Source organism: Dyella sp. (genome assembly GCF_035685885.1).
Classification (GTDB): Bacteria; Pseudomonadota; Gammaproteobacteria; order Xanthomonadales; family Rhodanobacteraceae; genus Dyella.
In genome coordinates this window covers 55,804-68,194 of record NZ_DASRZX010000043.1, presented here as the reverse complement: position 1 = coordinate 68,194, position 12,391 = coordinate 55,804, and the positions used below count along the sequence as shown (strand labels likewise).

19 protein-coding genes and 1 tRNA gene are annotated in these 12,391 nt (G+C 63.3%); 8 read left to right on the top strand and 12 right to left on the bottom strand.

The window, feature by feature from the left end; translation table 11 throughout:
- Positions 1 to 35: 35 nt before the first annotated feature.
- The 8 genes from atpA to queD all read right to left on the bottom strand — a co-directional run bounded on the left by atpA (position 36) and on the right by queD (position 5,479).
- Positions 36 to 1,586 carry a F0F1 ATP synthase subunit alpha gene (gene atpA / locus VFG49_RS05585; RefSeq protein ID WP_324858528.1) on the bottom strand — a complete coding sequence of 517 codons (1,551 nt, stop codon included), beginning with the start codon at positions 1,584 to 1,586 and terminating at the stop codon, positions 36 to 38.
- 83 nt (positions 1,587 to 1,669) lie between these two features.
- A complete protein-coding gene (locus tag VFG49_RS05580) occupies positions 1,670 to 2,203 on the bottom strand; it encodes a F0F1 ATP synthase subunit delta (protein ID WP_324858527.1) in 534 nt (177 codons plus the stop codon).
- 3 nt (positions 2,204 to 2,206) lie between these two features.
- The gene (locus VFG49_RS05575; protein WP_324858526.1) at positions 2,207 to 2,677 is read right to left on the bottom strand and encodes a F0F1 ATP synthase subunit B; all 471 of its coding nucleotides are present in this window, start codon (positions 2,675 to 2,677) and stop codon (positions 2,207 to 2,209) included.
- Positions 2,678 to 2,759: 82 nt separating this feature from the next.
- Positions 2,760 to 3,047, bottom strand: a complete 288-nt coding sequence (gene atpE / locus VFG49_RS05570) for a F0F1 ATP synthase subunit C (RefSeq protein WP_102301691.1) — start codon at positions 3,045 to 3,047, stop codon at positions 2,760 to 2,762.
- Positions 3,048 to 3,123: 76 nt separating this feature from the next.
- Positions 3,124 to 3,957, bottom strand: a complete 834-nt coding sequence (gene atpB / locus VFG49_RS05565; protein ID WP_324858525.1) for a F0F1 ATP synthase subunit A — start codon at positions 3,955 to 3,957, stop codon at positions 3,124 to 3,126.
- 3 nt (positions 3,958 to 3,960) lie between these two features.
- Positions 3,961 to 4,326: a hypothetical protein gene (locus tag VFG49_RS05560; RefSeq protein ID WP_324858524.1), complete on the bottom strand. Its 366-nt coding sequence runs from the start codon at positions 4,324 to 4,326 to the stop codon at positions 3,961 to 3,963.
- A gap of 244 nt (positions 4,327 to 4,570) precedes the next feature.
- Entirely contained in the window at positions 4,571 to 4,963 is a 393-nt protein-coding gene (locus VFG49_RS05555) for a phasin family protein (RefSeq protein ID WP_324858523.1), read from the bottom strand.
- A 153-nt stretch (positions 4,964 to 5,116) separates the two neighbouring features.
- Entirely contained in the window at positions 5,117 to 5,479 is a 363-nt protein-coding gene (gene queD, locus VFG49_RS05550) for a 6-carboxytetrahydropterin synthase QueD (protein WP_324858522.1), read from the bottom strand.
- A 527-nt stretch (positions 5,480 to 6,006) separates the two neighbouring features.
- On the opposite strand from queD, the gene VFG49_RS05545 reads away from it, so the two are divergent.
- Together VFG49_RS05545 and VFG49_RS05540 are read left to right on the top strand one after the other, a co-directional pair.
- Positions 6,007 to 6,156, top strand: a complete 150-nt coding sequence (locus tag VFG49_RS05545) for a hypothetical protein (RefSeq protein ID WP_324858521.1) — start codon at positions 6,007 to 6,009, stop codon at positions 6,154 to 6,156.
- A 17-nt stretch (positions 6,157 to 6,173) separates the two neighbouring features.
- A complete protein-coding gene (locus tag VFG49_RS05540; RefSeq protein WP_324858520.1) occupies positions 6,174 to 7,013 on the top strand; it encodes a hypothetical protein in 840 nt (279 codons plus the stop codon).
- Positions 7,014 to 7,209: 196 nt separating this feature from the next.
- On the opposite strand, the gene VFG49_RS05535 is transcribed toward VFG49_RS05540, so the two are convergent.
- The 4 genes from VFG49_RS05535 to VFG49_RS05520 all read right to left on the bottom strand — a co-directional run bounded on the left by VFG49_RS05535 (position 7,210) and on the right by VFG49_RS05520 (position 9,063).
- Positions 7,210 to 7,464 carry an RNA-binding protein gene (locus VFG49_RS05535; protein ID WP_324858519.1) on the bottom strand — a complete coding sequence of 85 codons (255 nt, stop codon included), beginning with the start codon at positions 7,462 to 7,464 and terminating at the stop codon, positions 7,210 to 7,212.
- 54 nt (positions 7,465 to 7,518) lie between these two features.
- On the bottom strand, positions 7,519 to 8,337 hold the full coding sequence (gene ppk2, locus VFG49_RS05530) for a polyphosphate kinase 2 (RefSeq protein ID WP_324858518.1): 819 nt from the start codon (positions 8,335 to 8,337) through the stop codon (positions 7,519 to 7,521).
- Positions 8,338 to 8,526: 189 nt separating this feature from the next.
- Positions 8,527 to 8,832, bottom strand: coding sequence for an Arm DNA-binding domain-containing protein (locus VFG49_RS05525; RefSeq protein WP_324858517.1), 306 nt, complete (start codon positions 8,830 to 8,832; stop codon positions 8,527 to 8,529).
- Positions 8,833 to 8,986: 154 nt separating this feature from the next.
- A tRNA-Met gene (locus VFG49_RS05520) sits at positions 8,987 to 9,063 on the bottom strand.
- Between the two features lie 183 nt (positions 9,064 to 9,246).
- Between VFG49_RS05520 and VFG49_RS05515 the strand changes: the two genes are divergently transcribed.
- The 6 genes from VFG49_RS05515 (at position 9,247) to erpA (ending at position 12,381) form a co-directional block, all read left to right on the top strand.
- Positions 9,247 to 9,804 (top strand): RNA pyrophosphohydrolase, encoded by a 558-nt coding sequence (locus VFG49_RS05515; RefSeq protein ID WP_324858516.1) that lies wholly within the window; start codon positions 9,247 to 9,249, stop codon positions 9,802 to 9,804.
- 81 nt (positions 9,805 to 9,885) lie between these two features.
- Entirely contained in the window at positions 9,886 to 10,086 is a 201-nt protein-coding gene (locus tag VFG49_RS05510) for a (2Fe-2S)-binding protein (RefSeq protein ID WP_324858515.1), read from the top strand.
- Positions 10,087 to 10,225: 139 nt separating this feature from the next.
- Positions 10,226 to 10,696, top strand: a complete 471-nt coding sequence (gene bfr / locus VFG49_RS05505; RefSeq protein WP_324858514.1) for a bacterioferritin — start codon at positions 10,226 to 10,228, stop codon at positions 10,694 to 10,696.
- 99 nt (positions 10,697 to 10,795) lie between these two features.
- A complete protein-coding gene (locus tag VFG49_RS05500; protein ID WP_324858513.1) occupies positions 10,796 to 11,548 on the top strand; it encodes a DUF6776 family protein in 753 nt (250 codons plus the stop codon).
- A complete protein-coding gene (locus tag VFG49_RS05495; protein ID WP_324858512.1) occupies positions 11,535 to 11,957 on the top strand; it encodes a polymer-forming cytoskeletal protein in 423 nt (140 codons plus the stop codon). The genes VFG49_RS05500 and VFG49_RS05495 overlap by 14 nt, the downstream gene beginning before the upstream one ends.
- 46 nt (positions 11,958 to 12,003) lie before the next feature.
- Positions 12,004 to 12,381: an iron-sulfur cluster insertion protein ErpA gene (gene erpA / locus VFG49_RS05490; RefSeq protein ID WP_324858511.1), complete on the top strand. Its 378-nt coding sequence runs from the start codon at positions 12,004 to 12,006 to the stop codon at positions 12,379 to 12,381.
- Positions 12,382 to 12,391 lie beyond the last annotated feature (10 nt).

Here is a 12,391-nt window from a genome sequence, read left to right as displayed (position 1 = left end):
GTACGGCCGTCTGGACGGCCGTACCCTTTTGTCACTTACCAGCTACCGGTCTTCTTGTACTCGTCGAGCGAGGACTTGAAGATGCCTTCGATTTCGCCGTTCCAGTCACCGGTGGCGACGATCTTCTTCATCAGGTCGCCGTGGTTCTGGTGCATGAAGGCATGCAAGCCCTTCTCGAACGGCAGCACCTTGTTCTGCGGCAGGTCGTCGAGGTAGCCCTTCTCGGCGGCATACACCGACAGCGCCAGCTCGGCGATCGAGAGCGGTGCGTACTGCGACTGCTTCATCAGCTCGGTCACGCGCACGCCGCGGTCCAGCTGGGCGCGGGTGGCCGGGTCGAGATCCGAAGCGAACTGCGCGAACGCAGCCAGTTCGCGGTACTGCGCGAGGGCTAGCTTCACGCCGCCGGACAGCTTCTTCACGATCTTGGTCTGGGCGGCACCACCGACGCGGGACACCGAGATACCGGCGTTCACGGCCGGGCGGATGCCGGCGTTGAACAGGTCGGTTTCCAGGAAGATCTGGCCGTCGGTGATCGAGATCACGTTGGTCGGTACGAACGCGGACACGTCACCGGCCTGCGTTTCGATGATCGGCAGCGCGGTCAGCGAACCGGTCTTGCCCTTCACTTCGCCGTTGGTGAACTTCTCGACGTACTCCTCGGAGACGCGAGCGGCACGCTCGAGCAGGCGCGAGTGAAGATAGAACACGTCGCCCGGGTAGGCTTCGCGGCCAGGCGGACGCTTCAGCAGCAGCGAGATCTGGCGGTAGGCGACGGCCTGCTTGGACAGATCGTCATAGATGATCAGCGCGTCTTCGCCGCGGTCACGGAAGTACTCACCCATGGCGCAGCCGGAATACGGCGCGATGTACTGCAGCGCGGCCGACTCGGAGGCCGAGGCCACGACCACGATGGTGTTGGCCAGCGCGCCATTCTCTTCGAGCTTGCGCACGACGTTGGCGATCGACGAACGCTTCTGGCCGATCGCGACGTAGATGCACTTAATGCCGGAGTCTTTCTGGTTGATGATCGCGTCGATGGCCAGCGCGGTCTTGCCGGTCTGGCGGTCGCCGATGATCAGCTCGCGCTGGCCACGGCCGATCGGGATCATCGAGTCGACGGACTTGTAACCGGTCTGCACCGGCTGGTCGACCGACTTACGCCAGATCACGCCCGGAGCGACCTTCTCGATGGCCGAGCTGGTCTTGGCGTTGATCGGGCCCTTGCCGTCGATCGGGTTGCCGAGCGCGTCAACGACGCGACCCAGCAGTTCCGGACCGGTCGGCACTTCGAGGATGCGGCCGGTGGTCTTGGCGGTATCGCCTTCGCGCAGGTGCTGGTACTCGCCCAGCACCACGGCGCCGACCGAGTCACGCTCGAGGTTCAGCGTCAGGGCGTAGGCATTGCCCGGCAGTTCGATCATTTCGCCCTGCATCACGTCGGCCAGGCCGTGGATGCGCACGATGCCGTCGGACACGCTGATGATCGTGCCTTCGTTGCGTGCTTCCGCGCCGAGCTTGAACTGCTCGATACGGCTCTTGATCAGTTCGCTGATCTCGGACGGGTTCAAGGTGGAGCTGGACATGGGTCGATATCCTGAGATTTGAGTCTTTTTTGAAGAGCCTGACCGCTGGCGGCGGCTCCTCGCGAATGGACTTCGCGTGAAATTTACTGCGTCAGCGCACGGGTCATGCGCGACAGACGTCCACGGGCGGAGCCATCAATCACTTCGCTGCCGGTGTCGATCACCACGCCGCCAAGCAGCGAGGCATCGACGCTGGTTTCCAGCTCGATCTCGCGCTTGAAGCGGCGCTTGAGCGACGTCTTGAGCTGTTCAGCCTGCGCAGCATCCAGCGCAAACGCGCTGGTCACCTTCACCAGCAGCTGCGACTCGGATTCGCGCTTGTACTGCTCGTACAGGGCGGCGATTTCCGGCAGCAGGCCCATGCGGCGACGCTCGGCCAATTCGCCAAGGAACTTGGCAAACGGCGCACCGGCATCCATGCCTTGCGGCAGATGCAGCGCCACAAGCTGTTCGGGCTGCACGCGCGGATCGCCGGCAAGGCCAGCCACGCGAGCGTCCTTCGCCACTTCGGCGGCAAACGCCAGCGCCTGCGACCATGCGCCAAGCGAGCCAGCCTCATGGGCCAGCTCGAAGGCTGCACGTGCGTAGGGGCGAGCGAGGGTGATTGCCTGCGCCATGACTTAGATCTCGGCCACGAGCTGGTCGAGCATCGCCTTGTGGGCGTTGGCGTCGACTTCGCGCTGCACGATCTTCTCCGCGCCCTGGATGGCCAGACGGCCAACCCAGCCACGCAGTTCCTCGCGCGCACGCTGCTGCATGCTGGCGATTTCCTCGGCAGCGGCTGCCTTCAGGCGATTGGCCTCGGCGATGGCTTCGGCACGCGCCTTATCCACGATCTGGTTGGCCTGCTGCTGCGAGCGCTCGATGATCTCGTTGGCCTGCTGACGAGCCTGCTTGATCTCGTTGGCGACCTTGGCGTCGGCGTCCTTCAGTTCGGCGCGCGCCTTCTCGGCGGCAGCCAGACCGTCGGCAACCTTTTTCTGGCGCTCTTCGATCGCATGATTGAGCTGCGGCCAGATGAACTTGGTGGTGAACCAGACCAGGATCCCGAACGAGATCATCTGGCCCAGGAAAGTCAGATTGATATCCATGAGCTTTCCAATTAACTCCGGTAACGCGTTAAACCGCCGATCGCCGCGGCGTATTCAGCCGCGGCGACTCCCTTCGGGCCGATTAGTGGCCGAAGTTGGCAATGACCTGCGCGGTCAGCGGGTTCGAGAAGGCGAACAGCAGCGCCACGGCCAGGCCGATGATGAACGCAGCGTCGATCAGGCCGGCGAGCAGGAACATGCGGCCCTGCAGCAGCGGAACCAGCTCCGGCTGGCGAGCGGCGGACTCGAGGAACTTGGAACCCATGATGGCGATGCCCAGGCAAGCGCCGAGCGCGCCGAGGCCGATGATGATGCCCACGGCGATCGCGGTGAGGCCCTGAACATGGGAAATGAGTTCGGCGAGGTTCATGGAATTCTCCTGTGAATCTTTCTAAGAAGTGATAAAGGGCAAAGCGGTTTAAAGCGGAACCGGATGGAACAAAACGTCAGTGATGCTCACGCGCCGTGGCGATGTACACGATGGTCAGCATCATGAAGATGAACGCCTGCAGCAGGATGATCAGGATGTGGAAGATGGCCCACGCCGTATTGAAGATCACGCCCGGCAGGAAGCTGATCCAGCCCGCGAACAGGCCAGCGATCAGCATGAACACCAGCTCGCCGCCGTACATGTTGCCGAACAGTCGCATGGCGAGCGACACCGGCTTAGACAGGTATTCCACGACGTTGAGCAGGAAATTGAACGGCACCAGGATGGCGACGACGACCGGGTTGTGCGCATGGAACGGCGCGGTCAGCAGTTCCTTGCCGAAGCCCAGGCCGCCCTTGGCCTTGATGCCATGGCCCAGCACGATGAAGAACACGGCCAGCGCCAGGCCCACGGTGGTATTGATGTCGGCGGTCGGCACCCAGCGGAAGAAGGTGTGGTGCGCGACCTCGGCGCCCGCGGCGGTCTTTACCGTCCAGCTCGGCGCGTCCAGCGGCAGCAGGTCCATCGCGTTGAGGAAGGTCACCCACATGAAGATCGACAGCGCCAGCGGTGTCACCGTGCGGCGGTCGCCGTGGAAGGTGTCCTTCACCTGGGTGTCGACGAACTCGACGATGATTTCCACGAAGGCCTGGCCCTTGGACGGCACGCCCGAGGTGGCCTTGCGGGCCTTCAGCCAGAACCACAGGCAGAACAGCGCGCCCAGCAGGAAGGCCACCACGATCGAGTCGAGATGGACCTGCATGAATGGGCTGTCACCCAAGCTCACCGTGTTGTGGTGAAGGTGATGCTGGATGTATTCGGTTAATCCGCCCTGCGGCTCGCTTGCCATGTGTTAACCCTTGAATCTGAACGCCAGCAGATTTATCGCGTAAGCAGCCACCAGCCCCGTGATGGCAGCTAGTGGCGGTAATTTCCATTGACCCAGGATCGCGATCAGCCCTCCGAAGATCACGATCCATTTGAGGACCACGCCTGACATCACGCGCCACATTGTCATGCCGCCACCACCCAACCCGGCGAAGGTACGCCACGCCAGAAGCGCCGTACCCAGCGCCACAAGGGCGGCGCCCGCAGCGGCCGCCAATGCATCTCGGCGCCCCTGCATCAGGAAGGTGAGACCTACGATCAGCGCCACGGCAAGCTGCAGCAAGATAATGCGCAGCGCCAGGCGACGACCGGAAGCAAGACTGTTGAGCACGTGACGTTCCCGCGCGGTTTCGCTCGAAGGCGGCACCGAACCAGCTACGGGGCACGGTCCAATCTGAAAAAGTATATCAGCGAGGCATTTACACGAACAAGCCGCGAGGGGTGCGACAACTTGCCCGGCAGCGATTCGTTCACACATTCATTCGTGAAATCTCACGCAAAGAAAAAGGGCCGGACATTCGTCCGGCCCCGTGACGCAGCTGGGGGGAAGAGGCGCTGCGCCGGCAAAACGGGGCTTACTTGGCGGCGGCAGCCTTCTTGACGGCGGCGACCGGAGCGGTCACGGCGTCGTTGGCGGCCTGCTGCTGCTCTTGCACGAGGGCACCGAGCGATTCGGCAGTTTTCTGGGTGACCGCGATGATTTCCTGGGTCACGGCCACGGCGTGCTCGGCGTTCTCACGACCCGCGTTGGCAGCCTTTTCCCACAGCACGCGCAGGCCATCGACGTCGCGGGTTTCCAGTGCATCGCTGATGAAGCTCGCGGCGGCCTCGGACTGCTTTTCCAGCGCCTTGATCTGCAGCTCGGCGACCTTTTCCAGACCCTTGAGCGCCACCGACTGTGCCTTGAAGGCGCTGTCAGCCAGCTGCTTGGCGTAGGCAAAAACCTGGGTGTTCAGTTGCTGCGTCATGACTTGGTCCCTCGAAGGGAGTGGGGGTAGTGGCTGAAAGCCTACCAAGTCATTTTGTGCAGTGCAATATATTTTTACTGAACGAATCGGATAGTCACAAAAATTTCAATTGAAACGGTCAATTACGTCAAAACAAAGAAATTTTGCGATGCGTCAAAAACTGTCGCGACTGCAACTGGCGCCCGAGGTACAGGTCTCGTGCACGACGACCTTGTCCAGCCCAGGCAATGCCGGCTCGAGGCGACGGAAGATCCAGCGCGCCAGCATTTCGCTGGTCGGGTTCTCCAGGCCCTCGATGTCGTTGAGGTAGTGGTGATCAAGCTGGTCGTACAGCGGGGCAAAGGCGGCTTTCACGTCGGCGAAATCCATCACCCAGCCCAAGGCCGGATCGGGCTCGCCGGCCACGTGGATTTCGACTTTGAAGGAGTGCCCGTGCAGGCGCGCGCACTTGTGACCCGGCGGTACGTTGGGCAGGCGGTGCGCCGCTTCGAGATGGAATACTTTGAAGATATGCATGGCGGCATTCTACCGCTTGTGGCAAGCGGCCTCCGTGCAGGATGGGCACCGCGGAGAGACGGCGGCACCCCGTTCGCTGCGGCCCTCCGAGAACGAGAGCGGGATTCGAGCTTGCGCCATGGCTGCTGGATGCCTCACCGGGGCGCGGGCCTGATGCGCTGCAAGCTGGGGGGCTGGCCCGGGGAAAACCACCAGGACGCCAACAGCATCTGACTCCGCGAGCGGCGCGCAAGAACATCGACCACCGGGGCACTGACTAACTTTGCATCGCCGTGTTTGGCGCCAGACGGCAAGCTGAAGGCTTTCAGCGCCGCGGCGCCAACCAACGTAACCGCGTCTCGCGTCTCGCTTCTCTCATCACATCTCCCGCAGGCCAGCCGCAGGACAGAAGCGCACTCTTGCAGAACCGCGTCGCCAACATTAACGGCCTCGCACAGTCCTCCCTCATTTCTCACATGTCATCCACGGAAGCGACCTCAGTGTGGTTCGCCGGCCGTACGCGGCCCTATCGCCAGCAGGAGCAGACCATGCAAGGTCCATTTGAAGTGCAACCCGCGAGGGAAGAACAGTCCTTCACTCAGAAGCAGCGTGGCGGCATCGGTTATGTGCTGCTGTGGATCCTCGGCGTGCCGATTCCCGTGCTGATCCTCATTTCGCTGCTTCGTGGCTGCGCCTGACTCAAGGGAGATCACTCATGGCAACGACGGAATATGGCAGTTCAATCGTGGTGGACCCGTTGTCGCAAATGCGATGGAGCGCCGTCTGGTCGGGCTGGTTCGTGGCCGCAGGCATCGCCGTGTTGCTGTATGGCGCAGGCATCGCGCTGGGGTTTTCAGCGTTTGATCCGCACAACGCGCAAGCTGCGGCGAAGGGGCTTGGCATCGGCACGCTGGTCTGGCTCGTGCTGGTATGGGCAGCGTCACTCTTCGTAGGCGGCTTGTTCGCGAGCTGGTTCGACGGGCGCGCCGACGAAACGATGGGCAGCCTGCACGGCATCACCGTGTGGGGTGTGGCAGTCACCGTCAGCGCGCTGTGGCTTGCCCTGGCTTTTGGTCACATGGGCCGCGATGCGCACGGTCCGCGCCACGGCGGCATGGCGGCAAGTGCAGGCATGGAAGCATCCGCCAATGAATCGATGGCCTTGCTGCATGTGGATGTGAGCCGCGCCGTGAGCGCAGATCGCGACATGCGCCGCGACGGCCGCGGGAACGATGCCGAGTCCGCGATCATCGGCGCCTTGCTGGCCGGACACACCGACGCGGCACGCACCTTGCTGGCCGCGCAGACCGACATGCCGATGGATACCGCAACGGCGCGCGTCAACAGCTGGCTGCCCACGGTGAATGCCGCGCGCGATCAGATCAAAAGCGACGCCGATCGCGTCAAGCATTACGCCGCTGCCGGCATGTGGGCATTGGTGTTGAGTGCTCTGGTAGGCCTGCTTGCGGCCGCGCTGGGCGGCTGGGTGGGAGCACGCCAGATTCATCGCGTGTATCACCTGCGCCGTTACGAGGGCCGTCCTTTCCGCGGCTGACGTATCGGCAAGCCAGTGCCACTCAAGGACATCGTGGGGCGCACGACGCGCTCCACGATGTCCGATGCGGAAGATCAACAAGCGCGGCACTTCCCCGCCGATGGTTCTCGCGAACCGGGATCAACAATCACCACGCCGCCTCCAGAAACCAATGCGTCATCGCCCCTCGTTTCCGTCCGCAGGCGACCGACATGCCTCAAGGCATGTACTGGCCGATGATCATGGCGTTGAGTTCGCGCCCCTTCCAGAACATGTGATGGATCCGCTGGCTGAGCTTCTCCAATGCCTTGGCGCTGATCTCGCCGAACGCAAGGATCACCGCAGGCCGCGAACCGTCGCCAGGCACGTGCTCAATGCCATCCCATTTTGGAAAGCCGTACTTGGTGAGGAACGCGCCGAGCTCCTCGTCGGTAGTCCCCGGCTCGATGTTGCCCAGCAGTAGACGCAACATGATGTTTCCTCCTGCAGCGCCACCGACACGCATCGGCGGTAACCGTGGCAGTCGTCAGTATTTCTGCGGAATGAAGCGGAACGGATAATCCGGCTCGCGGTAATTGCCGCGCTTCTGACGCTTGGGCAGCTCCACCTTCGGCCGCTCCACCTCTTCATAGGGAATACGGTTGAGCAGGTCGGCGATGATGTTCAGGCGTGCTCGCCGCTTGTCATTGGAATCCACCACGAGCCAGGGCGCGAACTGCGTGTCGGTGGCCCTGAACATGTCGTCGCGCGCACGCGAATAGTCATACCAGCGGCTGTACGACTTGAGATCCATGGGAGACAGTTTCCAGATCTTGCGCCCGTCATGGATGCGTCCTTCCAGCCGGCGCGTCTGCTCGTCCTCGCTGACCTCCAACCAGTATTTCAGCAGGATGATCCCGGATTGCACGATGCCTCGTTCCACCAGCGGCGCCACGCGCAGGAAACTCTCCACCTGTTCGTCGGTGCAGAAACCCATCACCCGTTCGACGCCTGCGCGGTTGTACCAGCTGCGATCGAAGATCACGATCTCGCCCGCCGCCGGCAGATGAGGCAGGTAGCGCTGGATGTACATCTGGCTCTTCTCGCGCTCGGTCGGCGCCGGCAGCGCGATCACGCGGAACACGCGGGGGCTCACGCGCTCCGTGATGGCCTTGATGGCGCCACCTTTGCCCGCACCATCGCGCCCCTCGAAGACGATGCAGACCTTCGCGCCGCTCTGCTGCACCCACAACTGCAGCTTGACCAGCTCGGCGTGGAGTCTGGCTAATTCCTTGGTGTATTCCTTGCCACTGAGCCGGGCTAGCTCGACCGGCGCCGCTTCAGCTGCCTTCTTTCCCTTTGCCATGGCATTGCGCCTCCCACGTGCCGAGGGATTACCCGCAACGATGCCGAGCCGGAATCGGCAAGGCATACGCACCAAAGACACCAACTGTGCCGCCATGCCAGCCGCGCGCATCGGCCGACCCTCCCCAAGGCGGAAAAGGGTGACAGCCAGGGGATCAAGCCTTCGTCAATCAGCCACGAACGTCCGGGATCATCCGTCCGCTGCAGCGGACGAGATCCATGTCGATGCGATCGCATTGGCGCTTTTGCGTGGGAGGCCGGTCTGAATGAATTCAGCGATCACCTTGACTGCGATGTCCCGGGCCTGATCGAGCGACAGATGGCCCGCAGACCCCAGCGTGCGACGCTTCCCATGAGCCCAGGTGACGATCCACGCTTTGTGCCCACTGGGCTGCACTCTGAGCAGTAGGCCGCGCACCTGCGCGTCCCTGAGCTCATAGGGACGCTCCCGAGGCTGGGCCGATGCAACGATTCGCTTGGTGAGAGCTGCGCGCATCTGAGCTTCCTTCGTAAGTGGCTGATAAGCCAACTTAGGAAGGCCAACAAAACGGTGTCCGGATAAGGATCATCCGCAGCGAGACTCGCGTTGAGCGGAAGTCCTTGAAAACAAAAAAGCCCCGCATCGCTGCAGGGCTTTCAGATACACGCAATGGTGGCTATGGGTGGACTCGAACCACCGACCCCAGCATTATGAGTGCTGTGCTCTAACCGGCTGAGCTACATAGCCTTGGGTGCCTCCCGCCGCAGGCGTCGACGTGGCGTCGATCAGGCGGGGCCCGGCAGTCTAGTCGTACCAGCCCTTCGGTTCAAGTGTTCGGCTTGCCGCCTCTTCCCGGGCTATGGTTGAATCGACTCGGGCCGCCCTATCCGGATGTGCGTTTTCCTTCGTGCCGGGCGCCCAGGAGGTAGCATGATCGACGTCGATGGTTATCGTCCGAATGTAGGCATCGTCCTGCTGAATGCGGACGGCCGCCTGTTCTGGGCGCGACGCGTCAATCGTGACGGCTGGCAGTTCCCCCAGGGCGGCATGCGCAGCGACGAGACGCCGCTGGAAGCCATGTACCGCGAGCTGGAAGAGGAAACGGGCCTGGCCCCGCAGCACGTGGAAGTGATCGGCGTCACCCGCGGGTGGCTGCGCTATCGCCTGCCCAGTCGCTACGTGCGCCACCACCAGCGCCCGACCTGCATCGGCCAGAAGCAGGTGTGGTTCCTGCTGCGCCTGGTGGGCGAGGAGCAGGACCTGCGGCTGGATGCCTGCGAAAAGCCGGAATTCGACCTCTGGCGGTGGGTGGACTTCTGGTACCCGGCCGCGCATGTGGTCAATTTCAAGCGCCAGGTCTACGAACGGGCACTGCGCCATTTCGCGCCGCTGGTCGAATCCCTGCTCAGCGTCGAGCTGGGGGAACTGCCCCAGCCAGAGAACGGCGGTCCCTCCGGACACCCGCGCAAGGGCCAGGCGGCCGCTTGAACCCCGCCAGGCAGGGGTCCCGATCGGCCTCGCCCTAGTGATAGTTGACAATCATTCGCATTTGCGTTCCCATATGCACCCATGTATATCTGCATGTGCAACGCCGTTACCGATAGCGACATCCGCCGCGCCGCGGCCGATGGCGTGCATCATTTCGCCGACCTGCAGGCCCGCACGGGCTGTTCGGATTGCTGCGGTTGCTGCGAGCAGGAGGCCCGGGCCACGCTCGACAAGGCCGTCCAGCAGATGACGATAAGCCTGCCGGTAGTCGCGATCGCCTGACCGCGGGCGGCCCAAGGAACACCCGAAACGCACAGCTCCGGCTGTGCGTTTTTCGTTGGAAGTCCGGAGTCATTCTCGTTCCGTCATCGCCGTAAAGAGCGACGTATAGTCGGGTGCTGTAGCCGCAAGGAGACTTCCCATGAAGGGTGATGCCAAGGTCATCGAGTTCCTCAACAAGGTGCTCTACAACGAGCTGACCGCGATCAACCAGTACTGGCTGCATTACCGCATGTACAAGGACTGGGGCTACGGTGAACTGGCCGAGCACGAGCACAAGGAGTCCATCGAGGAGATGAAGCACGCCGATAATCTTATCGAGCGCATCCTTTTCCTTGATGGTCTGCCCAACCTCCAGCATCTGGGCAAGCTGCGAATCGGCGAGAACCCGGTGGAATGCCTGCAGGGCGACCTGGACCTGGAGATGGCGGCGGTGAAGGACCTGCGCGCAGCCATCGCCTACAGCGAAGGCATCGCCGACTACGTCAGCCGCGACCTGTTCAAGAACATCCTCCATGACGAGGAAGAACACATCGACTGGCTGGAGACCCAGTTCAGCCTGATCAAGGACATCAGCGCCGAGCGCTACCTGCAGTCGAAGATCGACAGCTGAGCGGCCGCGGGCCTGTCCCGCGACCCAAAGCGTGGCACCGTTCCTTGACGCTTTCCTCACGGCGCGGCTATACCTTGGTTTTTACCGGGAAGGCCGCGCATGGCTTCACGCCCACCCCCGCGCTTCGTGGTACGGCCGCATGACGCAGCCGGCAGGCGGTATCGTGCCTGGTGGATCGGCGGTGCATGGCTGCTCAGCCTGCTGCTTACCGGGCTGATCGCCGGTGGTTTGGCCCGCCACACCACCCCGGCCGCGACCGAACAGCGCCAGCTCAAGACCCTCGGGAAGCAGAACGACGACCTCCAGCAGGAGGTGGCCAACCTGCAGCGCGCCAGCCAGGTGTCGGACATCGCCACCCGCTCGCTGCGCAAGACGCTGTCCGAGCGCGAGGAAGAAATCAGCGGCCTGCGCGCGGATCTTGGCTTCTACTCCCGTCTGACCGGCGGCGACGCCCAGCGCGAGGGCCTGAAAGTGCAGGAAGTACGCCTGCAACCGGTGGCCAACTCGCATGCCTGGAACCTCACCCTCAGCCTGACCCAGAACGCCAAGCGCGGCGACGACGTGACCGGCAACGCCACGGTCAGCGTGGAAGGCCTGCGTGGCGACAAGGTGGTGCGCCTGGAATGGAACGCCCTGGGTGACACCTCGCAGGCCACGGGCATGGCATTCCGCTTCAAATATTTCCAGCAATTGCACGCCACCATCGTGCTGCCCGCCGATTTCCGGCCCACCCGCCTCCTGATCGCCGCCCAGCCGGCCGGCGACGATGCGGTGTCGCGCGCCGTCGCCTGGGGCGATGCGCTGTCGGGCCACCTCACGCCAACCCAAGGGGAACAAGATGCTCAACCGTAAGCGCAACGAGCGCGCACCCAGCAGCGCCGACACCAGCCTGATCGCCCGCGGCACCACCATCCACGGCGACGTCCGCTTCAGTGGCACCCTGCACCTGGACGGTCGCATCGAGGGATCCGTGCTGGCCGAGGAAGAGGGCGCGGTGTTCACGCTGAGCGAAAACGGTATCGTCCAGGGTGAGATCCGCGTGCCACACGCCATCATCAATGGCCGCGTGCAGGGTGATATCCATGCCGCCGACCGCCTGGAACTGGCTCCGGAGGCGCGCATCACCGGCGATGTGCACTACCGCACGCTGGAAATGGCGGCAGGCGCCCAGGTGAACGGCCGCATGAGCCACCACGCCGCTGACGCGCTACGCGAGCTTCCGGCGCCTACGCTGGACATCGGCGAGGCCGTGCCGGCCTGATCGCGGTATCCTTGCGCACGAGCCGCTTGATCCCCACTTGAGCATCATGGATACCGTCGTTCCCCTTCCCATCGTTCCCGACTATCGCAGCGCCGGCGCACCGCTGGTCTTCACCGAGGCCGCCGCCCGCAAGGTGCATGAGCTGATCGTCGAGGAAGGCAACCCCGAGCTGAAGCTGCGCGTGTACATCAGCGGCGGCGGCTGCTCGGGCTTCCAGTACGGCTTCACCTTTGATGAAGCCCAGGCCGAGGACGACTTCGCGCTCGACCGCGAAGGCGTCACCCTGCTGGTCGATCCACTGTCGCTGCAGTACCTCACCGGCGCCGAGATCGACTACTCGGAAAGCCTCAGCGGTTCGCAGTTCGTCATCCGCAACCCCAACGCCAAGACCACCTGCGGCTGCGGCTCTTCATTCTCCACCTGACCTGCGCCGA

What these genes read in the sequence shown, in the direction of transcription:
- VFG49_RS05515 (WP_324858516.1), top strand. Translation starts at nt 9,247, where the DNA reads ATGATCGACGTCGATGGTTATCGTCCGAATGTAGGCATCGTCCTGCTG.
- erpA (WP_324858511.1), top strand. Translation starts at nt 12,004, where the DNA reads ATGGATACCGTCGTTCCCCTTCCCATCGTTCCCGACTATCGCAGCGCC.
- bfr (WP_324858514.1), top strand. Translation starts at nt 10,226, where the DNA reads ATGAAGGGTGATGCCAAGGTCATCGAGTTCCTCAACAAGGTGCTCTAC.
- VFG49_RS05525 (WP_324858517.1), bottom strand. Translation starts at nt 8,832, where the DNA reads ATGCGCGCAGCTCTCACCAAGCGAATCGTTGCATCGGCCCAGCCTCGG.
- atpE (WP_102301691.1), bottom strand. Translation starts at nt 3,047, where the DNA reads ATGAACCTCGCCGAACTCATTTCCCATGTTCAGGGCCTCACCGCGATC.
- VFG49_RS05545 (WP_324858521.1), top strand. Translation starts at nt 6,007, where the DNA reads ATGCAAGGTCCATTTGAAGTGCAACCCGCGAGGGAAGAACAGTCCTTC.
- atpB (WP_324858525.1), bottom strand. Translation starts at nt 3,957, where the DNA reads ATGGCAAGCGAGCCGCAGGGCGGATTAACCGAATACATCCAGCATCAC.
- VFG49_RS05500 (WP_324858513.1), top strand. Translation starts at nt 10,796, where the DNA reads ATGGCTTCACGCCCACCCCCGCGCTTCGTGGTACGGCCGCATGACGCA.
- atpA (WP_324858528.1), bottom strand. Translation starts at nt 1,586, where the DNA reads ATGTCCAGCTCCACCTTGAACCCGTCCGAGATCAGCGAACTGATCAAG.
- VFG49_RS05535 (WP_324858519.1), bottom strand. Translation starts at nt 7,464, where the DNA reads ATGTTGCGTCTACTGCTGGGCAACATCGAGCCGGGGACTACCGACGAG.
- VFG49_RS05580 (WP_324858527.1), bottom strand. Translation starts at nt 2,203, where the DNA reads ATGGCGCAGGCAATCACCCTCGCTCGCCCCTACGCACGTGCAGCCTTC.
- VFG49_RS05510 (WP_324858515.1), top strand. Translation starts at nt 9,886, where the DNA reads ATGTATATCTGCATGTGCAACGCCGTTACCGATAGCGACATCCGCCGC.
- VFG49_RS05575 (WP_324858526.1), bottom strand. Translation starts at nt 2,677, where the DNA reads ATGGATATCAATCTGACTTTCCTGGGCCAGATGATCTCGTTCGGGATC.
- VFG49_RS05555 (WP_324858523.1), bottom strand. Translation starts at nt 4,963, where the DNA reads ATGACGCAGCAACTGAACACCCAGGTTTTTGCCTACGCCAAGCAGCTG.
- VFG49_RS05540 (WP_324858520.1), top strand. Translation starts at nt 6,174, where the DNA reads ATGGCAACGACGGAATATGGCAGTTCAATCGTGGTGGACCCGTTGTCG.
- ppk2 (WP_324858518.1), bottom strand. Translation starts at nt 8,337, where the DNA reads ATGGCAAAGGGAAAGAAGGCAGCTGAAGCGGCGCCGGTCGAGCTAGCC.
- queD (WP_324858522.1), bottom strand. Translation starts at nt 5,479, where the DNA reads ATGCATATCTTCAAAGTATTCCATCTCGAAGCGGCGCACCGCCTGCCC.
- VFG49_RS05495 (WP_324858512.1), top strand. Translation starts at nt 11,535, where the DNA reads ATGCTCAACCGTAAGCGCAACGAGCGCGCACCCAGCAGCGCCGACACC.